Genomic DNA, 21,479 nt, shown 5'->3' with positions numbered 1-21,479 from the left:
CGTCGCACTGCGGTCCGTCGGCTCTGTCCGGGGTTCTCGTGAACCGTATCACAAACTATTTGATGAGGTCTTTACCTGGATGGTGTGCTCGGTGTCACACATGAGAGTGAACCTGCCCACCTGTGCAGAATCCGCGCCGACTTGTCTGGTATTAGGGCGCTTTGCCCTCTCCACGCTCTCTCTGTTTCAAGCAAAGCATTAGTCAGATTCTTACCTTGCGTCAGCGCGACGACCCGGCCTTACGCCGGTCCAGAAGCCGCGAACGGGGGCCGATCGCCGTCGCCCCGTTGACGCCTGAGACACCGGCCCGCACCGGAGCACGGTGTTCCGGGGTGGCCTCCTCACCGGCCAGGGCCGGCACCGAGGCGGCGGGCGCCGTGGCCCCGGCCTCCTCCGTCGTGCGGCTGCGCCGGTAGCGCGGTGGCACGAACCGCTCGGCCCAGCGCGGGGTGCGCGGTGTGAAGCGCGGCAGCAGCAGGAGTACGAGTCCGATCGCGCTCAGTGCCACCACACTGAGGACGATCCACATGGACGCGTTGTTGACCGAGTAGGACAGGGCACCGAAGCCGATCAGCGCCGACCAGAAGTACATGATCAGGACGGCCCTGCTGTGCGAGTGCCCGACCTCCAGCAGCCGGTGGTGCAGATGCCCCCGGTCGGCCGCGAACGGCGACTGTCCGCGCCAGGTGCGCCGCACGATGGCCAGCACCAGGTCGGCTGCCGGGATCGCGATGATGGTGAGCGGCATCAGAAGCGGGATGTAGACCGGCACCATCTGGTGCACGGTGGCGCGCTCGGACCCGGAGAACAGGTTCATCGCGTCCGGGTCGATCTGCCCGGTGATGGAGATCGCGCCGGCCGCCAGCACCAGGCCGATGAGCATCGACCCGGAGTCACCCATGAAGATCCGGGCGGGATGCATGTTGTGCGGCAGGAAGCCGAGGCACATGCCCATCAGGATCACCGAGAACAGGGTGGCCGGGGCGGCGGCCTCGATGCCGTACGAGACCCAGACCCGGTAGGCGTAGAGGAAGAACGCCGCCGAGGCGATGCACACCATGCCGGCCGCGAGACCGTCCAGGCCGTCGACGAAGTTGACCGCGTTGATGGTGATGACGACCAGCGCCACCGTCAGCAGGGTGCCCTGCCACTGGGTCAGCGCGACGTTGCCCACGGACGGGATCGGCAGCCACAGGATCGTCAGACCCTGCATGACCATGACGCCGGCGGCGATCATCTGGCCGCCCAGCTTGATCAGGGCGTCGATCTCGAACTTGTCGTCCAGGACGCCGATCAGCCAGATGAGCGCGGCACCGGAGAGCAGCGCCCTCGGCTCGTTCGAGTTCTTGAAGACCTCGTGGAGGTTGGTGAGGTGGTCGGCGACCAGCAGTCCGGCGCACAGCCCGAAGAACATCGCGATCCCGCCGAGCCGCGGAGTGGGTTCCCGGTGCACGTCACGGGCCCTGATCTCCGGCATCGCTCCGGCCACGATCGCGAACTTCCGTACCGGCCCGGTCAGCAGATACGTCACCGCGGCCGTGATGCAGAGCGTCAGCAGGTATTCACGCACAGGCTTCCCCACAGGTCTCGCTGGCCATCCAGGCCCCACACCCTAGCGAGGGACGCATAGGGATAGGGACTTCCGGGTAGCGAAGATGGTTGCACGCGCGCCTGTGCACACGTTGACGACTACCCCTCATCGCCCGGGATACGGCGGAAATCTACCGGCCAGCTCCCGAACTTCTTCACGCACCCCACCGCTCCCGGCAGCCCCACGCAGCACACCCGCCAGCAGCACCGCGATCCGTGCCATCTCGGCCTCCCCCATCCCCTGGGTGGTCAGCGCGGCCGTCCCGAGCCGCAGCCCGCGCGCCTCCCCGTGGGGCAGCGGACAGCAGTCCAGCACCACTCCTGCGGCGGAAAGCAGCCCTCGCGCGGTACGTCCGTCCACTCCCAGGGGCGCCGGGTCGACCGTGATCAGATGCGTGTCCGTCCCCCCTGTCGTCACCACGAACCCCTCGGCGGCCAGCCCCGCCGCCAGCACCCGGGCGTTGGCGACCACCTGATGGGCGTACGCCGTGAAGGCCGGGGTCGCCGCCTCGCCGAAGGCGACGGCCTTGGCGGCGATCGTGTGCATCTGCGCGCCCCCCTGCGTGAACGGGAAAACCGCCCGGTCGACCCGTTCCGCCAGCTCGGCGCCGCACAGCAGCAGCCCACCGCGCGGTCCGCGCAGCACCTTGTGGGTCGTCGCGCAGACGATGTCGGCGTACGGCACCGGGCTGGGCGCCGCTCCCCCGGCGACGAGCCCGATGGGGTGGGCGGCGTCGGCGATGAGGTAGGCGCCCGCCTCGTCGGCGATCTCGCGGAAGACGGCGTAGTCGATGTGCCGGGGGTAGGCGATGGACCCGCAGACGATGGCCTTGGGGCGATGCGTACGGGCTAGGGCGCGCACCTGCCCGTAGTCGATGAGGCCGCTCTCCGGGTCGACCCCGTAGGGGACGAAGTCGAACCAGCGCCCGGAGAAGTTGGCGGGCGACCCGTGCGTCAGGTGACCGCCGTGGGGCAGCCCGAGGGCGAGGACGGTGTCACCGGGGCGCAGGAGGGCGGCGTAGGCGGCCAGTACGGCCGAAGACCCGGAGTGGGACTGGACGTTGGCGTGTTCGGCGCCGAACAGCGCCCTGGCACGCTCCACGGCGACGCGCTCGGCGACGTCGACGATCTCGCAGCCGCCGTGGTGCCGGGCACCGGGATATCCCTCGGCGTACTTGTTGGCGAGCGGTGAGCCGAGCGCGGCCAGCACGGCCGGCGAGGTGAAGTTCTCGGCGGCGATCAGCTGGAGCGTCGTCGCCTGCCGTTCGGCCTCCCCGAGCAGCACCTCGGCGAGCTCGGGGTCCTGCCGGCGCAGCACATCAACGGCGAGATCGCCCTCAGGGGCACGCGTGACCGACATGGTGGACTCCGGGCATCGACGTTGACGTACGTCCAATGTAGGCCTGGGAGAGCGGGTGCGCCCGGTGCATCTGAGAACCGCCTACGTACGCGCGGCGACTCCCGTCAGTGCCGTCACCACCGGGTCCAGCGCCTGCTGTATCTCGTCCCCGATCGACCGGAAGAACGTCAGGGGCGCCCCGTACGGGTCGTACACCTCGTCCGCCTCCGCGGTGGGCGCCAGGAGCCACCCGCGTAGAGCCGCCGCGGCGCGGACCAGTGCGCGCGCACGTTCGATCATGCCGTCGTCCAGCGGGGGCAGGGTCGCCGGGTCTATCGCCTTCACCAGGCGGGTGAACTCCTTCAGCGTGAAGGTGCGCAGGCCCGCCGAGTGGCCCATGGAGATGACCTGCTGGCGGTGGTCCCGCGTGGCCGTCAGCACCAGGTCCGCCCGGATGACGTGCTCGTCGAGCAGCTCGCGCCCGGTGAAGCCGGAGGGGTCCGCGCCGAACTCCGCGAGGACCGCCTCCGCGTTGGCCTCCATGGGCGCGCCCTCGTGGCCCCACGTACCGGCGCTCTCCACGATGAGGCCGCCCCACAGCGGGTCGCCGAGCCGGTCCGCCAGGGCATGCCTCGTCAGCCGCTCGGTGATCGGTGAGCGGCAGACGTTGCCGGTGCTGACATAGAGGATGCGGAAGGCGTCCCGCGAGGCCCCGTTCCACTGCTGAGCCCCCGTGACCCCCGTACGCATGCCTATGCCACGCCCCGCGTCAGGGGCTGTCAATTCGCCACCTCGAGGTCGGGGACCACCTTGCGCAGCTCTTCGGCCGACAGCGCGCCCGCGCGCAGCAGGACCGGCACCTTGCCCGTGACGTCGACGATCGACGACGGGACGATTCCGGGCGTGGGGCCGCCGTCCAGGTAGACGGAGACCGCGTCGCCGAGCATCTCCTGGGCGGCGTCACAGTCCTCGGGGGACGGGTGGCCCGTCAGGTTGGCGGAGGAGACCGCCATCGGGCCGACCTCGGTCAGCAGCTCGATGGCCACCGGGTGCAGCGGCATGCGTACGGCGACCGTGCCACGGGTGTCCCCCAGGTCCCACTGGAGCGACGGCTGGTGCTTGGCGACGAGCGTGAGCGCGCCGGGCCAGAAGGCGTCGACGAGTTCCCAGGCCATCTCGGAGAAGTCCGTGACGAGGCCGTGCAGGGTGTTCGGGGAGCCGATCAGGACGGGCGTGGGCATGCCACGGCCACGGCCCTTCGCCTCCAGCAGGTCGTTGACGGCCTCGGAGGAGAACGCGTCGGCACCGATGCCGTAGACCGTGTCGGTCGGGAGGACCACCAGTTCGCCGCGGCGGACGGCGGACGCGGCCTCGCGCAGACCGGTCGTGCGGTCGGTCGCGTCGTTGGTGTCGTATCGCCGAGCCATTTAGCGGGCCTCCTCGTACACGTACTGCTGGGGGTAGGAAGTCTGGGTGTCGCTCACGGCGTTGCCCTGCGGGCGGTCGCGAAGCGCGGGCGGTTGTTGAGGTCCGGGTGGTCGGCCGCGTCGGCCCAGCCCCGCTCCTCGGTGAAGATCCACGGCACCTGGCCGCCCTGGGTGTCCGCGTGCTCGACGACGACGACGCCGCCGGGACGCAGCAGACGGTGGGCGGTGCGTTCCAGGCCCCGGATGAGGTCGAGGCCGTCCTCGCCCGAGAACAGGGCGAGTTCGGGATCGTGGTCCCGGGCCTCCGGGGCGACGTACTCCCACTCCGTGAGCGGGATGTACGGCGGGTTGGTGATGACCAGGTCGACCTGGCCGTCGAGGTCCTGGAAGGCGTCCAGGGCGTTGCCCTGCCGCAGGTCGACCCTGGACCCCTCCATGTTCTTGCGCGTCCACGCCAGGGCGTCCTCGGACAGCTCCACGGCGTGCACCCGGGAGCGCGGGACCTCCTGGGCGAGGGCGAGCGCGATGGCGCCGGAACCGGTGCACAGGTCGACGATCAGCGGCTCGACGACGTCCATCGCGCGGACCGCGTCTATCGCCCAGCCGACGACCGACTCGGTCTCGGGACGCGGCACGAACACGCCCGGCCCGACCTGGAGTTCCAGGTAGCGGAAGAAGGCGCGTCCGGTGATGTGCTGGAGCGGCTCGCGGGCCTCGCGGCGGGCGATGACCTCCCAGTAGCGGGCGTCGAAGTCGATGTCCTTGACGGTGTGCAGCGTGCCGCGCTTCACGCCGTGCACGAACGCGGCGAGCTCCTCCGCGTCGTTGCGCGGCGAGGGCACGCCCGCGTCGGCCAGCCGCTGGGTGGCCTGGGCCACCTCCGCGAGCAGCAAGCTGCGGGGGCTCGGGGGCCGTCCCCCAATGTTCTGCTGCACGCTGGTCCTCCGGTACTCGTCACTCGTACGGGGCTCGTACGGGGCTTACGCTGCCGCGAGCTTCGCTGCGGAGTCCGCGTCGACACAGGCCTGGATGACGGCGTCGAGGTCGCCGTCCAGCACCTGGTCGAGGTTGTACGACTTGAATCCGACGCGGTGGTCCGAGAGGCGATTCTCCGGGAAGTTGTACGTACGGATCTTCTCGGAGCGGTCGACGGTGCGGACCTGGCTGCGGCGGGCGTCGGCGGCCTCCTTCTCCGCTTCCTCCACGGCTGCCGCGAGGAGCCTGGAGCGCAGGATACGCATCGCCTGCTCCTTGTTCTGCAGCTGGCTCTTCTCGTTCTGGCAGGAGGCGACGACTCCGGTGGGAACGTGCGTGATGCGCACCGCGGAGTCGGTCGTGTTGACGGACTGGCCGCCGGGACCGGAGGAGCGGTACACGTCGATGCGGAGGTCGTTGGGGTTGATCTCCACGTCGACCTCCTCCGCCTCGGGAGTGACGAGGACACCGGCCGCGGAGGTGTGGATCCGGCCCTGGGACTCGGTCGCGGGCACGCGCTGTACGCGGTGCACCCCGCCCTCGTACTTCAGGCGGGCCCAGACGCCCTGGCCGGGCTCGGTGGCACCCTGGCCGCCCTTGGTCTTCACCGCGACCTGGACGTCCTTGTAGCCGCCCAGCTCGGACTCGGTGGCGTCGATGATCTCGGTCTTCCAGCCGACGCGCTCGGCGTAGCGGAGATACATCCGCAGGAGGTCCCCGGCGAACAGGGCGGACTCGTCGCCGCCGGCGCCGGCCTTGACCTCCAGGATGACGTCCTTGTCGTCGTTGGGGTCACGGGGAACGAGCAGCAGGCGGAGCTTCTCGGTGAGCTCCTCGCGCAGCTTCTCCAGTTCCTTGACCTCGGCGGCGAAGTCGGGGTCGTCGACGGCGAACTCCTTCGCCGTGCCGATGTCGTCCCCGGTCTGCTTCCAGGAGCGGTAGGTCGTGACGATCGGGGTCAGCTCGGCGTAGCGCTTGTTGAGCTTGCGCGCGTTGGCCTGGTCGGCGTGGACCGACGGGTCGGCGACCTTCTTCTCCAGGTCGGCGTGCTCGGTGAGCAGTTCCTCGACGGCCTCGAACATGGGGGCTCCTGAAAACGTGTGGTGCGTGGGGGACGGCGGGCGACCAAAAACGCCGGTCCAGGTACGCCCCGGGGGGGCATCCATGGACCGGCGCTGGTGCCTCGCTACTTCGTGGAGCCGGCAGCGGCCTTGCCGAAGCGGGCCTCGAAGCGGGCCACGCGGCCACCGGTGTCGAGGATCTTCTGCTTGCCCGTGTAGAACGGGTGGCACTCGGAGCAGACCTCGGCGCGGATGTTGCCGCTCGTGATCGTGCTGCGGGTGGTGAACGACGCGCCACAGGTGCAGCTGACCTGCGTCTCGACGTACTCGGGGTGGACTTCGCGCTTCAAGGGGTTCTCCTAGTTTCGGGAGGGCTCCGGGTCGCCTCCGCGGGATGCGGGTGCGTGAACCGGGGCCGACGTACCAGTCTGCCAGGACTGGGCGCATCCCCCAAAACCGGGGGCTGCGCTTATGTATTCCCTGGGGGCCGGGATGGGGCGCGATTCGGGGTGGCGTGGCATCGCCCGTGTGCGTCTGCGGGTGCGCTGTGGCTTGTCGCGCAGTTCCCCGCGCCCCTGAAAAGCAGGGGGCTGCGCCCCCGCTTTTAGCTGACCACGCCTGCCGCGTCTCCCTTTGCCGTGCCCTTGGTCGCGGCTGCCGGGATCGGCTGGTCGTTCTTCAGAGCCGTCCAGACCAGGCGGGCCTTGGCCTTGTCGACTATGACCCTGTTGGGGTTCGCGGGGTCGTACTCGACCGGCATGGTGACCATGGTCATGTGGGCGGAGCTGATGCTCTTGAGGCCCGTCGCGAAGGAGGTCAGGGAGCGGACCGAGCCCAGGTCGGAGTCTGTCGTGACGGCCTTGGTGGCGGTGTCCGCCAGGTCGAAGAGCTTCTTGGGGTTCGTCAGGACGCCCACGTCCTTGATCTGGTCGACGAGGGCCTTGATGAACGCCTGCTGGAGCTGGATACGGCCCAGGTCGGAGCCGTCACCGACGCCGTGGCGGGTACGGACCAGGCCGAGGGCCTGCTTGCCGTTCAGCTTGTGCGTACCGGCCTTCAGGTTCAGGTGGCTGTCGGAGTCCTTGATGTCCTTGGTCGTGGTCACCTGTACTCCGCCCAGCTCGTCGACGAGCTTCTGGAAGCCGGTGAAGTCGACCTCGACGTAGTGGTCCATACGGATCCCGGTGAGCGCCTCGACGGTCTTCACCGCGCAGACGGCGCCCCCCGTGGAGTACGCGGAGTTGAACATCACGCCGGTGGCCGCGTCGTGCGTGACGCCCTTGGTGTCGGTGCACAGGGGGCGGTCGACGAGGGTGTCCCGGGGGATGGAGACCACACTGGCCTTCTTGTGGCCCTCGTACACGTGGACGATCATCGCGGTGTCCGACCGGGCACTGCCGTCGTCCGCGCCGCCGCCGAGCTTCTTGTTGGCGCCGGAGCGGGTGTCGGAGCCCAGGACCAGGATGTCCTCGGAGCCGTTGTCGACGTTCGTGGGGCGGTCGGTGCCGAGGACCTGGTTGATGTCGACGCTCTTGATGTTGCCGTTGAGCTTGAAGTACACGTATCCGAGACCGGTGCCGCCGAGCACGACGATGGCAGCGGCGATCCAGGCGGTGACGAGCAGCGCCCTGGAGTGCTTGCCGCGGGGCTTGCGGCGGCTGCCCCTCTTCGCCGGCTTCGCCGGATCGAACGGATTGCTCTCGGCGGACATGTGCTTCCTTCGGTGTCGTCCGGTCGGTTACCCCCTGCTTTCAGGGCCAGTCCTTTTCCCGTCGTAACCAGTCAGTCAGACGGTCATTACGGAAAAAGGGTTGCACAACGCGCTGTGCCCTTCGCGTGGTGCGAAGGGCACAGTGTGTGACCGAACGGGCGGGACGTTCCTCGCGAATCGCTCAGAAGACCCCGTTCACCTGCGGGTTCAGCCGAGGATGTCGAACTGCTTGTAGTCGGTTCCGACGACCTTCGGTGTGCCGAAAATCTCGCTGGTGCCCTTGCCGGTGCCCGGGTAGAGGTACATCTTCCCGGCGGGCGTACGGGCCAGGAAGTCGGCCTTTCCGTCGCCGGTCAGGTCGCCGGGGGTGACCAGGGTGTTGTAGCTGTCCCAGGTGCGCACCTTGACCCGGGCCGCGAAGGCCTGGGAGCCGGTCTTGCCGTTGCCCTTGAGGAGGTAGCCGACCGAGCCGGTCTTGGCCCGGGCGAGCAGGTCGGCCTTGCCGTCACCGTTGAAGTCGCCGTGGCCGACGATCGAGTTGTACTGGTTCCAGCCGGTGGAGACCTTGGTCGGCGACCCGAAGGTGCCGTTGCCGTTGCCCGGGTAGATCCACAGGGCGCCCGAGGAGTCGACCGAGAGGATGTCGGGCTTGTAGTCGCCGGTGACGTCACCGGGGGTGATGATCCGGGTGCGGGTCTTCCAGTTGGCGAAGAGCTGCTTCGTGGCCCAGGTTCCGGCGCTGCCGTCGGGCTTGGGCACGTAGTGCGTCCAGTAGACGGCGCCCGAGGTGCTGTCGCGGAGCACCAGGTCCTGGTAGTCGTCCCGGTTCAGGTCCGTCTGCAGGACGGCGTTGACGCCGTCCCAGTTGCCCCAGGACACGCTCGCGGCGAAGCTGGTCCCCTTGGAGTCCCGCTCGTAGCCGATCTTGGTGGAGGCGCGGCGCAGCCACAGGTCGGCCATCTGGTCACCGCTGAGGTTCGCGTCCTCGACCCGCGGGTACGCGGCGCCGACGTACGAGGTGACCTTCGAGAAGACGCTGTAGGCGCCCTTCTCGACGCAGTTCGTCACACCCCACGAGACGACGCCCACGACCTTGCCCGCGACCACGAGCGGGCCGCCGGAGTCGCCGTTGCAGGTCGTGGTGGTACCGGTGTCGCTGCCGGTGGCGGGCTTGCCCGCGCAGACCATGTGTCCCTTGACGAAGCCACTGCCGTATTTGCCCGTGCACGTGGCGTCGGACTGGATGGGCAGCGTGGCCGTCTTCAGGGTCGCGGAGATGTCCTGGGTGGTGGAGGTGGTGCGCCCCCAGCCGTAGACCTTGGCGTCGGTGAGCGCCTTGTAGGAGGTGGTGTCGCCGGACGTCGTCATGCGGATCGGCGCGGCCGTGACGGGGCGGTCGAGCGTCAGGACGGCGATGTCATTGTCGAACGTCGTCGTGTTGTACGACGGGTTGTTCCACTGGCGCCAGACGGCGGCCTCGACCCCGTCCGTGTTCCCGTCGGCGTCCGGCAGCGTCGCGGTACCGGTGATGACGGCGCCGTTGGCCTTCCAGTTGTAGCCCTTGACACAGTGCGCGGCGGTCAGGATCTTCGTCGGCGCGATGACGGCGCCGCCGCAGAAGAAGCGGACGTCGTCGCCGGTGGCGGTCGTGCCCTTGGTGTCGACGTACCAGAGCTGGGCCATGAACGGCGCCGCCGAGATGGTGGTCGTCGAACCGCCGATGATCTTCGCGCCCTTGGTGCCGCCGACAGTGCCGGCGGTGAACGCCGCCTTCTTGGAAGCCAGGGTGTCGTCGCCGGTGGCCGCGTCCGCGACGCGCTGCTTCAGCTCGGCGGCGCTGGGCGCGCTGCGGCTCAGGTCTGCGGTGGGCTTCGGCAGGGCGGTGGCGGCGTTCGCGGACGACATCATCAGGGCACCGGTGACCGCGGCGGCGAGGCCGGCGGCGATCACGGGAACGGCGATCCGCACACGGCGTCTGTGGCGGCCTTCACCGGACAGGGATATACCCACTCAAGTCCCCCCTAGGGATCGTTAGTTCGGGCACATCACGAGAATCGGCCCGAAGAGCGCGATCGTACACGTGTCCCATACAGCACAAAGGGCCACCCCCGTAACAGGGGATGGCCCTTTGTGGACTGCTTACCGGCCTTTTACCGACCGTCAGTCGTTGTTGTTGCCGCCCGGCGTCGTCTTCTGGATCTGGAGCAGGAACTCGGCGTTCGACTTCGTCTGCTTCATTTTGTCGAGAAGCAGCTCGATCGCCTGCTGCTGGTCGAGCGCGTGCAGCACCCGGCGCAGCTTCCAGGTGACGGCGAGCTCGTCGCTGCCGAGCAGGATCTCTTCCTTACGGGTACCGGACGCGTCGACGTCCACCGCCGGGAAGATGCGCTTGTCGGCGAGCTTCCGGTCGAGCTTCAGCTCGGCGTTGCCGGTGCCCTTGAACTCCTCGAAGATGACCTCGTCCATGCGGGACCCGGTGTCCACCAGCGCGGTGGCGAGGATGGTCAGCGAGCCGCCGTCCTCGATGTTGCGGGCCGCACCGAAGAAGCGCTTCGGCGGGTACAGGGCGGTCGAGTCGACACCACCGGACAGGATGCGGCCGGAGGCCGGGGCGGCGAGGTTGTACGCACGGCCCAGACGCGTGATCGAGTCGAGCAGTACGACGACGTCGTGGCCCAGCTCCACCAGGCGCTTGGCACGCTCGATGGCGAGCTCGGCGACCGTGGTGTGGTCCTCGGCCGGGCGGTCGAAGGTCGAGGAGATGACCTCGCCCTTCACCGACCGCTGCATGTCGGTGACCTCTTCCGGACGCTCGTCGACCAGGACGACCATCAGGTGGCACTCGGGGTTGTTGATGGTGATCGCGTTGGCGATCGCCTGCAGGATCATGGTCTTGCCGGTCTTCGGCGGGGCCACGATCAGACCGCGCTGGCCCTTACCGATCGGCGCGACGAGGTCGATGATGCGGGTGGTGAGGATGCCCGGGTCCGTCTCCAGACGGAGACGGTCCTGCGGGTACAGCGGCGTCAGCTTGTTGAACTCCGGGCGGCCACGGCCCGATTCGGCGGCCATGCCGTTCGCGGAGTCCAGGCGCACCAGCGCGTTGAACTTCTCGCGGCGCTCGCCGTCCTTCGGCTGACGGACCGCGCCGGTGACGTGGTCGCCCTTGCGGAGGCCGTTCTTGCGGACCTGGGCGAGGGAGACGTACACGTCGTTGGGGCCCGGCAGGTAGCCCGACGTACGGATGAAGGCGTAGTTGTCGAGGATGTCCAGGATGCCCGCGACAGGGATCAGGACGTCGTCGTCGGCGACCTGCGGCTCGTTCGGGCCGAACTCCTCGCGTCCACGCCGGCCCCGGCGGTCGCGGTAGCGTCCGCGACGGCCGCGACGGCCGCCGTCGAAGTCGTCGTCGTCCTGAGGTCCGTTGTCGCGTGGGCCGGTGTCGCGCGGCCCGGTGTCCCGCTGCTGACGGTCCTGACGGTCCTGGCGCTCGGGACGGTCCTGGCGCTCGGCGCGGTCCGGACGGTCCTGACGACCGCCGGTCTGCTGCTGGCCCTGCTGGCTCTGCTGGCCTTGCTGGGTCCCGCGCTGCTGGGCGCCGCCCTGCTGCTCGTCGCTCTTGTTGCCCCGGCGGTCGCGGTCCCGGCCGCGGTCGCCGCGGTCCCGGCGGTCGCGGCGGCCCTGGCGGCCGTCGGCGTCGGCGTCGGCCTGCGTCTCGGCCTTCGGCTCGCTCTGCACCTCGGCGACGATCGTCTCGGGGCTGCCGGCCTCGGCGGTGGCGCGACGCCGACGGCGCTCGGCCGGGGCATCCTCGCTGGCAGGCTGGCCAGGAATCTCGATCTGCTGCTGGGCCACGGCCTTCTCGGCGGGCGCCTCGACGACCTGCACGGCCGCCTTCTTCTCGGCGGCGGCGGGCGCGGCGTCCTCGCCCGTACGGGCCTTGGAGGTGGCGCGGCGCCTGGGCTTGGTCTCGGCGGCGTCCCCGGCGGGGGCAGCGGCGGCCTTGGGGGTCCCGCCCCCGGCCTGCGCCTCCTTGATGACCTCGATCAGCTGGCTCTTGCGCATCCGCGCGGTGCCCTTGATACCGAGGCCGGATGCGACCTGCTGCAGCTCGGCCAGCACCATGCCGTCGAGGCCGGTACCGCGGCGCCGCCGGGAGCCGGCACCCGTGGCAGGCGCGGAGGCGTCCGTGGAGGGCGCCGCAGCGGTCTCCTCGACACGTGCGCCCATCAGATCGGTGGTGTCGCTCACGAAGGGTCCTTCCCTGGAGCGGACGTCGGCCTGTCTGGCACGGCGACCGGTTTTGCTGTCCGGCTGCGGTCCTTCATGAGTGGACCGTGCCGGGGCGGTGGTCCGCCGAAGCGGCGGAAGAGGTTTCTGGTGATGGCGTTTCCCAAAGCCGTGACACTGAGTTCTGTGTCAGGTGGCTTGGTAACACCGGTTCCGGAGCGTGCCCTGAATGCCGCTCAGCGCCTGCACACGACGAAACGAACGCCGCATGAAACACAGAGTGGCTTGGGGGGCTCCCGGAAGAAAGTCTGTCCCGGACGGGGACACAAAGCACCTCGCCATGGTGGGGTCGGGTGCAGACTTGAGGTTAACACTACCGGATCCAACAAACATTCCCCCTCTCCAAATCCGGCAACCGTATGTAGTTGAATGTCGCAGCGTTGAATGTGGCAGTGCCGGAGACGGCGCCGTACGCGCTGTCGGATACGGCGCGGAACGTGACAACGCCGGACGTCGCAAGTCCCCTGGTGCGTGCCCCGTTGATGTCGTCGCCTAACTCTCTCCGGGGGCCGCGAGCGGCAGAACGCTCGCTCCCCGGGCGTCGAGTCCGAGCCGGTTGGCGGCCCAGCCGTCGCCCGCCAGCCGGGAGACCTTGTCGGCGGTCGCCTCGTCGGCCAGCGCCAGGACCGTCGGTCCGGCGCCGGAGATCACCGCGGGGATGCCGTCGGCCCGCAGCCGCTCCACCAGCGCCGCGCTCTCCGGCATGGCCGGGGCGCGGTAGTCCTGGTGAAGCCGGTCCTCGGTGGCCGGCAGCAACAGCTCGGGGCGCCTGGTCAGAGCCTCGACGAGCAGGGCGGCGCGCCCCGCGTTGGTCGCGGCGTCGACGTGCGGGACGGTGCGCGGCAGGAGGCCGCGCGCGGTCTCCGTGAGCACCGCGTTCCCGGGGACGAACACCACCGGAACGACGGAGCCGGCGGGTTCCATCCTGATGGCCCGGGCGGCTCCGGCCTCCATCCAGGAGAGCGTGAACCCGCCGAGAAGACAGGCCGCGACGTTGTCGGGGTGCCCCTCGATCTCGGTGGCGAGTTCGAGCAGCGCCTCGTCGTCGAGACGGCTGTCGCCACCTATGGTGACGGCTCGCGCCGCGACGATGCCGGCGCAGATGGCGGCGGAGGAGGACCCGAGTCCCCGCCCGTGCGGAATGCGGTTGGCGCACACGATCTCGAGGCCGCGCGGCTGTCCGCCGAGCAGGTCGAAGGCGGTGCGCAGGGATCGTACGAGGAGGTGGTTCTCGTCGCGTGGGAGGGTCTCGCTTCCCTCACCCGCGATGTCGATGTGCAACCCGGAGTCGGCCACCCGGACGACCACGTCGTCGTACAACCCCAGCGACAGGCCCAGGGCGTCGAAGCCCGGACCGAGATTGGCGCTGGTGGCGGGGACGCGCACCCGGACGGCGGCGGCTCGGAACGCTGGACCGGCCATCGCTCGATGACTCTCCTTGAGCTGCGAATTCGTCGAAGACTTTCGATGACATGCGATACGACACTGGAGAACGGCTACTGGAAGAACGGCTGAGGACCTACGGGGAGACCCTCAGGCCGCTGGAGCAACGCGGCGCCGTGCCATACGCGCGGAGGCATATGCGGCGGGCGGGTTCACCCCAGCTTATCGAAGGAAGGTTCTGTGGCGACATAGGGCGCACAGGAGGCGCACGATGCGTGTCGTAAGCCCCCTGTGCACCCGCCGTAGGGACTCGGTAGGGAGTACCCCGGTTAGGCGATCAGTACCCGGTCTACGCGAGTCCGAGTCGCTCGGCGGCGGTCGCGGCGTCCACCGGGACGACGACCGGCTGCGGTGCGCCCTCGGTGGCCCAGCCCGGATCCTTCAGGCCGTTTCCGGTGACCGTGCAGACGATGGTCTGGCCCGGGTCGACCTTGCCCTGCTCGGCCAGCTTCAGCAGACCGGCGACGGACGCGGCGGACGCCGGCTCGACGAAAACGCCCTCCTGCGCGGCCAACAGCCGGTAGGCGCGCAGGATCTCACGGTCCGTCACCTCGTCGATGAGGCCGCCCGACTCGTCGCGTGCGGCCAGCGCCTGCTTCCAGGAGGCCGGGTTGCCGATGCGGATCGCGGTGGCGAGCGTCGAGGGGTCCTTGACGATCTCGCCGCGCACGATCGGGGCACTGCCGGCCGCCTGGAACCCCCACATGCGCGGGGTGCGCCGGGCGATGCCGTCGACGGCGTACTCGGTGTAGCCCTTCCAGTACGCGGTGATGTTGCCCGCGTTGCCGACCGGCAGGACGTGGATGTCGGGCGCGTCGCCGAGCATGTCGACGATCTCGAAGGCGGCCGTCTTCTGCCCCTCGATACGCACCGGGTTGACCGAATTCACCAGCGCCACAGGGTAGTTGTCGCTCAGCGAGCGGGCGAGGGTGAGGCAGTCGTCGAAGTTGCCGTCGACCTGGAGGATCTTGGCGCCGTGGATCAGCGCCTGCCCCATCTTGCCCAGGGCGATCTTGCCCCGCGGTACGAGAACGGCCGAGACCATGCCCGCGCGCACGGCGTAGGCGGCGGCGGAGGCAGACGTGTTGCCCGTGGAGGCACAGATGACCGCCTTCGCGCCCTCTTCCTTCGCCCGGGTGATGGCCATGGTCATACCGCGGTCCTTGAAGGACCCGGTCGGGTTGGCGCCCTCCACCTTGAGGTGGACCTCGCAGCCCGTGCGCTCGGAGAGCACCTGCGCGGGGACGAGGGGCGTGCCGCCCTCCCGGAGCGTCACGACCGGCGTGCTGGCGGAGACGGGCAGCCGGTCCCGGTACTCCTCGATGATTCCGCGCCACTGGTGGGTCATTGCTGGTTACTCTCCTTCAACCCGCATGATGCTGGCGACACCCCGCACGGTGTCGAGCTTGCGCAACGCCTCGACTGTTCCGCCCAGGGCGGCGTCGGACGCACGATGGGTGACGACGACGAGGGACGCCTCGCCGTCTTTGCCCGTCTGCCGAACCGTATCGATGGAAACACCGTGCTCGGCGAACACGGTGGCCACCTGGGCGAGAACGCCCGGTTTGTCGGCGACGTCAAGGCTGATGTGATAGCGAGTGACCACATCGCCCATACCCGAAACGGGCAGCGCGGCATACGCCGACTCGCCCGGCCCGGTCGTCCCGCTGAGCCGGTTGCGGCACACGGCGACGAGGTCACCGAGCACGGCGGAGGCCGTCGGCGCACCGCCGGCCCCGGGCCCGTAGAACATCAGCTGACCGGAGGCGTCGGACTCGACGAACACCGCGTTGTAGGCGCCGCGCACGGAGGCGAGCGGGTGCGTCAGCGGAATCATGGCCGGGTGCACGCGCGCGGAGACGGACTGGCCGTCCCCGGCCCGCTCGCAGATGGCGAGCAGTTTGATGGTGCAGCCCATGTTCCGGGCGGAGGCGAAGTCTGAGGCGGTCACCTCGGTCATGCCCTCGCGGTAGACGTCGTCGAGCCGCACGCGCGTGTGGAAGGCGATTCCGGCGAGGATGGCGGCCTTGGCGGCGGCGTCGAACCCCTCGACGTCGGCGGTCGGGTCGGCTTCGGCGTACCCGAGGGCGGTGGCCTCGTCGAGGGCCTCCTGATAGCCGGCCCCCGTGGAGTACATCTTGTCGAGGATGAAGTTGGTGGTGCCGTTGACGATCCCGAGCACCCTATTGACCTTGTCACCGGCGAGGGACTCGCGCAGCGGCCGGATGAGCGGGATGGCACCGGCGACGGCGGCCTCGTAATAAAGGTCCGTGCCATGGGCGCCGGCGGCGGCGTGGAGGGCGGCGCCGTCCTGGGCGAGGAGGGCCTTGTTGGCGGAGACGACCGACGCGCCGTGCTCGAAAGCGGCGGTGATGAGGGAGCGCGCGGGCTCGATACCGCCGATGACCTCGACGACCACGTCGATGTCGCCGCGTTTGACGAGGGCGGTGGCGTCGGTGGTGACGAGGGCGGGGTCGATGCCTTCGCGCACCTTGGAGGGCCGCCGCACGGCTACCCCGGCGAGCTCGACGGGAGCACCGATGCGCGCGGCGAGATCGTCGGCGTGCGTCGTCATGATGCGCGCCACCTCTGAGCCGACAACCCCACAGCCCAGCAGCGCCACCTTCAGCGGACGCGTACGCATCATCCGACCTCGTTTCCTCATACCGTCTACGGTTCATAAGTCTCACTCACCGGACTGAAGTTTCTACCCATCGTCCGGATCGTGAGATGTCTATTTCGTTTTCCGGGCGGCGGAAGACAGGAGATCTTCCGCCGCTTTCCGGGATTCGGCCGTCACCCCACGTCGAGCCGGAGAAGATCCTCCTCGGTCTCGCGCCGGACGATCACCCGAGCCTCCCCGTCCCGCACCGCGACGACGGGCGGACGGAGGGCGTGGTTGTAGTTGCTGGCCATGGACCGGCAGTAGGCACCGGTCGCCGGTACGGCAATGAGGTCACCCGGCGCCAGGTCGGCGGGCAGGAAGGCGTCCTTGACGACGATGTCCCCACTCTCGCAGTGCTTGCCGACGACCCGGACGAGCATGGGCGCCGCCTCGGAGGTCCGGGAGACGAGAGCGACGCTGTATTCGGCGTCGTACAACGCGGTCCGGATGTTGTCGGACATCCCGCCGTCCACGGAGACATACGTACGCAGCCCGTCGAGCGGCTTGATCGTGCCGACCTCGTACAGCGTGAAGGCGGTGGGCCCGACGATGGCGCGCCCCGGCTCGACGGAGATACGAGGGGTGCGCAGCTTCGCGCCCTCGCACTCCCGGGCGACGATCTCGTTGAGCGCCTTGGCGATCTCGTGCGGCTCGCGCGGGTCGTCGTCGCTGGTGTAGGCGATACCGAGCCCGCCCCCGAGGTCGATCTCGGGCAGCTCGACCCCGTGCTCGTCGCGGATGTCCTTGAGCAGCCCCACGACACGATGCGCGGCGACCTCGAAGCCCGACATGTCGAAGATCTGAGACCCGATGTGCGAGTGAATACCGATCAGCTCGAGCCCATCGAGCTGAAGCGCCCGCCGCACGGCCTCGGCGGCCTGACCGCCGGCCAGCGGAATGCCGAACTTCTGGTCCTCATGGGCGGTGGCGATGAACTCGTGCGTATGGGCCTCGACCCCGACGGTGATACGGATCTGCACGCGCTGCCGCTTGCCGAGGGACTGCGCGACGTGCGCGACGCGCACGATCTCCTGGAAGGAGTCGAGCACGATCCGCCCGACCCCGGCGCGAATGGCGGTCTCGATTTCATGAACGGACTTGTTGTTGCCGTGGAAGGCGATGCGGTCGGCGGGCATACCGCCGGAGAGCGCGGTGGTGAGCTCCCCCCCGGAACAGACGTCGAGGTTGAGCCCTTCCTCGTGCAACCACCGCACGACGGCACGCGAGAGGAACGCCTTGCCCGCGTAGAAGACGTCGGCGTCGGCCCCGAAGGCGGTACGCCACGCACGAGCGCGCTCGCGGAAGTCCGTCTCGTCGAGGAGGTAGGCGGGGGTCCCGAACTCCTCGGCGAGCCGGGTCACCTCAATCCCGCCGACGCTGACGACACCGTCGGGCGTACGGGTGACGGTCGACGCCCAGACCTTCCGGTCGAGGTGGTTGAGGTCGGCGGGCGGCGCGGAGGGATGACCCTCGGGCAGCACATCGGCGTGACGGGGCCCGGCGGGGTGTGCGGAACGGCTCATGGCTGTGCGGCTTCCTCGGTGATGTCAGAGGTATTTCGATGTCAAAGGTATTCGGGTGCGTCGATACCGAGCAGGGACAGGCCGCCGGCCAGCACCGTCCCGGCGGCTTCGACGAGCGCGAGCCGGGCCCGGTGGGCGGCCGAGGGTTTCTCGTCGCCGAGCGGCAGCACGGTGGGAAGGAAGGCGAGCGTGGCATCGGCGAGGGTGACGAGATGCCGGGCGAGCCGGTCCGGGGCGCGGTGGGTGGCGGCGCCGAGGAGCAGGCGGGGGTGGTCGGCGAGGAGAGCGAGAAGCGAAGGCGGTACGTCGGTGAGGTCACCGGCGTACGCGGTGAAGCCGAGGTCGGCGGCGTTGCGGCCGAGGGCACGGGTACGGGCGTGGGCGTAACGCACCCGGAAGAGGGGGTTGCTCTCCCGCTGGCCAAGATGCTCGGCGCCGATACGGGGCCGGTCGCGCGGCGCGGGATGGAGGAGGGCCCAGCGGGCGGCGTCGGGCCCGAGGGGGGTGGGGTCGCCGGGGGCGGGTGGAAGGGTGCGGAGGTCGAGGATCTCACCCTCACCCTCATGGGTGCCGGTGCCAGTGCCGGTGCCGGTGCCGCGATGGAGATGGATGCGGGCACCTTGGGTGGCGAGGATGCGTGCGAGCGCGTCGGCGACGGCTTCGGCCCGGGGTTCGTGCGCGACGGGCAGCCGTACCGACAGCACCTGACCGGCGAGGGCGTCGCTGTGTCCGTAGCGCGGGCCCTGGGTGAGGATCTCGCGTACGAGGGCGGCGGGGGCGGCGCTGTCGAGGCTGATGTTGAGGAATCCGGGCCCGGTGATCTCGACGCCACGGACACCGGGGGCGGCACTGATCCGCTCGCGCAGGACTTCGGCGACGTAACGGGGGGTGCGCCCGGCGGGCCTGGCCAGCTGCAGCGCGATGTTCGTGGCGTAGTCCCCGGAACCACCGGGTCCGGGCGCGGCGACGACGGCACGTGCGGGGACGGCGACCCTCAGCTCTCCCGCGTCGACCGCACGACGTACCGCGCACAGCACGGTACGGGAGAGCTCGACGGGGGTCACGGGACAAGCGTATGGGAGGAAGGGGGTGGGTAGGCGACTGGGTTTGAGGGTTGGGGCGGCTGTTCCGGTATGTGGACGGAGGGGGCGGACGTGGACGGGGGCGTGCGGGAGTACGGGCGCGGGGTGGACGATGCCGGGGTTGCAGGGTTACAGGGTCCGGGGTTACGGCGGGGCGGTGCCCTTGTTCGGGACCGAACGGTGCCGAGATATAAGGGGGCGGAGCGATACCCGGGTCAGCCGACGGCGCCTCGTCCGGCGCGCTCGGCCTCAGTAGGGGCACCGAGGGAGCCAACGGCTGGTCCGAGCGGCGGTCCCAGGGGCGGCCCGAGGGCACTCTCGAACGAAGCGTCATCCCGCCCGCGCTCGGCCAACTCCCGTACAAGATTGATGAGTTCGGCGGGATCGAAGGGCTTGGCGAGAAACGCGTCGACGCCGACCTGGAGCCCGGCCTCGACCTCGTACTGCGTACAGGCGCTGATGATGGCCAGGGGCAGGTCGCGCGTCCGGGGATCGGCACGCAGCCGGGCGGCGGTGCGCAGACCGTCGAGGCGAGGCATCGCGACGTCGAGGGTGACGACATCGGGGCACACCTGATGGACGACATCCAGACACTCGGCACCATCAGCCGCGGTCACGACCTCGAAACCCTCCAGTTCGAGGTTGACCCTGATCAGCTGCCGGATGACCTTGTTGTCGTCCACAACAAGCACCCGACCGGACACGCCTGGCACAACTCGAGGGTAGGTCCAGACCGGCCACCGCGTCCGGCTTTTCCCCACTTCCACGAGCACGATCGGGCGCCGGCCGGGTCTGCCACGACCTCCAAAACCCGTTCCTGATCACCCCGAACGAGCTGGTAGGGTTCTACTCGTCACCGCGCAACGCGCCAGACACGCCCCCGTAGCTCAGGGGATAGAGCAACGGCCTCCGGAGCCGTGTGCGCAGGTTCGAATCCTGCCGGGGGCACCTTGAATGAGGTGCCTAAAGACCCCGCCATCAGCGCTTCAGCTGAGGACGGGGTCTTCGCGTGTGTGCGGGTGGTATCGGTGGCACCGAATGCCCCGGCACACGTTCATCTGGTGTGCGGGTCGGTCCCTGGCAGCTCGGGTATGGCCCTGGGGAAAGCCGGTGGGGAGCTGCACTTTGCGGCGATGGACGTGGCCATCGGCGCGGCGAACGGCTCGTAGAGCAGGCAGGTCCACACCGACAGGTTCACCGGGAAGCAGCAGCGCCGGCCCCATGGCCGGGCCGTAGACCGCGAACACCTTCAGGCGCGCGGGCCCGGGGAAGAGCGTGCCCGGAAGGGCGGGCGTTGAGGGTGTGAGCGTCGCCGCGGCAGGGCCCTGAGTACCTGGGAGGAGATCAGGGAACCGCGGGCTGGCGACGCCGCTGATGATCGCGGTGCGGGCTGCGCGCATATCGGCGTCGCCTTGGGAACCCTCGGGTGACCGAGTGCCGCCCGCAGGGTCACAAGCCCTGGTTGACCTCACGTCGCACAAGACACTCTTCGAGGAATGCGAGAACACGCAGGTGGTACGAGCGTGCCGCCCAGCCGAGGCTGATGTTGTGACCGGCGTCCGGCTGGCGGTCGACAACGACACGTGGGGCGGCCCCGAAGGCGCCGGTCAGCTCGGTGAGCGTGGCCGGGTCGTGCCGCCACCACGACTCGTGCTCCGCGAAGGTCAGCCGCACCGGTACCCGGACACGTGACGCCAGTTCGTGGAAGCGGTCGGGCCAGCGGGCGGCGTCCGCGCTCTCCTGGGCAGGCATCGGCTCGGCCGGGACACCGCCCGGGCGGAACGTGCCCGGCGGATAGAGGTGCAACGGGCCCCAGTTCCGTCGCCAGCTGCCGCTCCGCGTGGCGTCGGACAGGTCGCGCCAGTCGCCCTCGTACACATGGCCGATGCCCGACAGATCCAGGCCGAGCAGGTTCTCGTCGGCGAGGTCTGCGGCGGCTCCGAGTGCCACCTTGCCGCCGAAGGAGTGCGCGAGGAGCAGGATTCCCGCGCCGGTGGCGTGGTGGGAGGCGAAGTCCTGGAGTGCCGCGCGGACGGACGCGGCCTGGTCCACCAGACGTTGGCCCAGTGGCAGGCGTTCGGCGGACAGGCCGTAGCCGGGGCGGTCGAGGGCGAGCACGGTGTACCCGAGGCTCGACCCGAGGTTGAGGAGCGACAGGCCCGGGCGCGTCCGGGCGTCGAAGTACCGGGCGTTCAGCCCGCCGCCGTGCAGGGCCACCACCACGGCACGCGCAGGCCCGTGTTCCGGTTCGCTGAGCAGTGCGGACAGGGGCAGTCCGTCGGCGTCGACGGTGACCCTGCGGACTGAACCGGGCTCGCCTCCTCCTACTGCCGGCGCAGTCATGGGCTCATGTGGACGAGGCCGAGTGGCCAT

At 69.6% G+C, this 21,479-nt stretch carries 17 protein-coding genes and 1 tRNA gene; 1 reads left to right on the top strand and 17 read right to left on the bottom strand.

Annotated elements, in window-relative coordinates:
* Positions 1 to 220: 220 nt before the first annotated feature.
* The 16 genes from G3I56_RS14480 to G3I56_RS14405 all read right to left on the bottom strand — a co-directional run bounded on the left by G3I56_RS14480 (position 221) and on the right by G3I56_RS14405 (position 19,798).
* Positions 221 to 1,570 carry an MraY family glycosyltransferase gene (locus G3I56_RS14480; protein ID WP_164409362.1) on the bottom strand — a complete coding sequence of 450 codons (1,350 nt, stop codon included), beginning with the start codon at positions 1,568 to 1,570 and terminating at the stop codon, positions 221 to 223.
* Positions 1,571 to 1,696: 126 nt separating this feature from the next.
* Positions 1,697 to 2,950, bottom strand: coding sequence for a serine hydroxymethyltransferase (gene glyA / locus G3I56_RS14475; protein ID WP_164409361.1), 1,254 nt, complete (start codon positions 2,948 to 2,950; stop codon positions 1,697 to 1,699).
* An 81-nt stretch (positions 2,951 to 3,031) separates the two neighbouring features.
* Positions 3,032 to 3,712: a protein-tyrosine-phosphatase gene (locus G3I56_RS14470; protein ID WP_164409360.1), complete on the bottom strand. Its 681-nt coding sequence runs from the start codon at positions 3,710 to 3,712 to the stop codon at positions 3,032 to 3,034.
* Positions 3,709 to 4,356, bottom strand: coding sequence for an L-threonylcarbamoyladenylate synthase (locus G3I56_RS14465; RefSeq protein ID WP_164315312.1), 648 nt, complete (start codon positions 4,354 to 4,356; stop codon positions 3,709 to 3,711). The genes G3I56_RS14470 and G3I56_RS14465 overlap by 4 nt, the downstream gene beginning before the upstream one ends.
* Positions 4,357 to 4,409: 53 nt before the next feature.
* Positions 4,410 to 5,249 (bottom strand): peptide chain release factor N(5)-glutamine methyltransferase, encoded by an 840-nt coding sequence (gene prmC, locus G3I56_RS14460; RefSeq protein WP_164409450.1) that lies wholly within the window; start codon positions 5,247 to 5,249, stop codon positions 4,410 to 4,412.
* 87 nt (positions 5,250 to 5,336) lie between these two features.
* Positions 5,337 to 6,413, bottom strand: a complete 1,077-nt coding sequence (prfA, locus tag G3I56_RS14455) for a peptide chain release factor 1 (protein ID WP_164409359.1) — start codon at positions 6,411 to 6,413, stop codon at positions 5,337 to 5,339.
* Positions 6,414 to 6,517: 104 nt separating this feature from the next.
* Complete coding sequence (rpmE, locus tag G3I56_RS14450) at positions 6,518 to 6,742, bottom strand: 50S ribosomal protein L31 (protein WP_164315309.1); 225 nt, start codon at positions 6,740 to 6,742, stop codon at positions 6,518 to 6,520.
* A gap of 254 nt (positions 6,743 to 6,996) precedes the next feature.
* Positions 6,997 to 8,103 carry an LCP family protein gene (locus tag G3I56_RS14445; protein WP_164409358.1) on the bottom strand — a complete coding sequence of 369 codons (1,107 nt, stop codon included), beginning with the start codon at positions 8,101 to 8,103 and terminating at the stop codon, positions 6,997 to 6,999.
* A 207-nt stretch (positions 8,104 to 8,310) separates the two neighbouring features.
* Entirely contained in the window at positions 8,311 to 10,071 is a 1,761-nt protein-coding gene (locus tag G3I56_RS14440) for a trypsin-like serine protease (RefSeq protein WP_343239944.1), read from the bottom strand.
* A 192-nt stretch (positions 10,072 to 10,263) separates the two neighbouring features.
* A complete protein-coding gene (rho, locus tag G3I56_RS14435) occupies positions 10,264 to 12,354 on the bottom strand; it encodes a transcription termination factor Rho (protein ID WP_164409356.1) in 2,091 nt (696 codons plus the stop codon).
* Between the two features lie 531 nt (positions 12,355 to 12,885).
* Complete coding sequence (gene thrB / locus G3I56_RS14430) at positions 12,886 to 13,815, bottom strand: homoserine kinase (protein WP_164409355.1); 930 nt, start codon at positions 13,813 to 13,815, stop codon at positions 12,886 to 12,888.
* A 310-nt stretch (positions 13,816 to 14,125) separates the two neighbouring features.
* Positions 14,126 to 15,184: a threonine synthase gene (thrC, locus tag G3I56_RS14425; RefSeq protein WP_164409354.1), complete on the bottom strand. Its 1,059-nt coding sequence runs from the start codon at positions 15,182 to 15,184 to the stop codon at positions 14,126 to 14,128.
* Between the two features lie 6 nt (positions 15,185 to 15,190).
* Entirely contained in the window at positions 15,191 to 16,483 is a 1,293-nt protein-coding gene (locus tag G3I56_RS14420) for a homoserine dehydrogenase (RefSeq protein WP_164409353.1), read from the bottom strand.
* Positions 16,484 to 16,632: 149 nt separating this feature from the next.
* Positions 16,633 to 18,024, bottom strand: a complete 1,392-nt coding sequence (lysA, locus tag G3I56_RS14415) for a diaminopimelate decarboxylase (protein WP_164409352.1) — start codon at positions 18,022 to 18,024, stop codon at positions 16,633 to 16,635.
* A 41-nt stretch (positions 18,025 to 18,065) separates the two neighbouring features.
* A complete protein-coding gene (nrtL, locus tag G3I56_RS14410) occupies positions 18,066 to 19,088 on the bottom strand; it encodes an ArgS-related anticodon-binding protein NrtL (RefSeq protein WP_164409351.1) in 1,023 nt (340 codons plus the stop codon).
* Positions 19,089 to 19,321: 233 nt separating this feature from the next.
* On the bottom strand, positions 19,322 to 19,798 hold the full coding sequence (locus tag G3I56_RS14405) for a response regulator (protein WP_164409449.1): 477 nt from the start codon (positions 19,796 to 19,798) through the stop codon (positions 19,322 to 19,324).
* A gap of 184 nt (positions 19,799 to 19,982) precedes the next feature.
* On the opposite strand from G3I56_RS14405, the gene G3I56_RS14400 reads away from it, so the two are divergent.
* Positions 19,983 to 20,054, top strand: a tRNA-Arg gene (locus G3I56_RS14400).
* 501 nt (positions 20,055 to 20,555) lie between these two features.
* On the opposite strand, the gene G3I56_RS14395 is transcribed toward G3I56_RS14400, so the two are convergent.
* Complete coding sequence (locus G3I56_RS14395) at positions 20,556 to 21,449, bottom strand: alpha/beta hydrolase (RefSeq protein ID WP_164409350.1); 894 nt, start codon at positions 21,447 to 21,449, stop codon at positions 20,556 to 20,558.
* Positions 21,450 to 21,479 lie beyond the last annotated feature (30 nt).

Origin of the sequence: Streptomyces sp. SID12488, assembly GCF_010548275.1 — a bacterium.
In the GTDB taxonomy this organism is placed as follows: domain Bacteria; phylum Actinomycetota; class Actinomycetes; order Streptomycetales; family Streptomycetaceae; genus Streptomyces.
The sequence above is the reverse complement of the archived record's forward strand: the minus strand, read 5'-3'. Positions and strand labels throughout refer to the sequence as shown.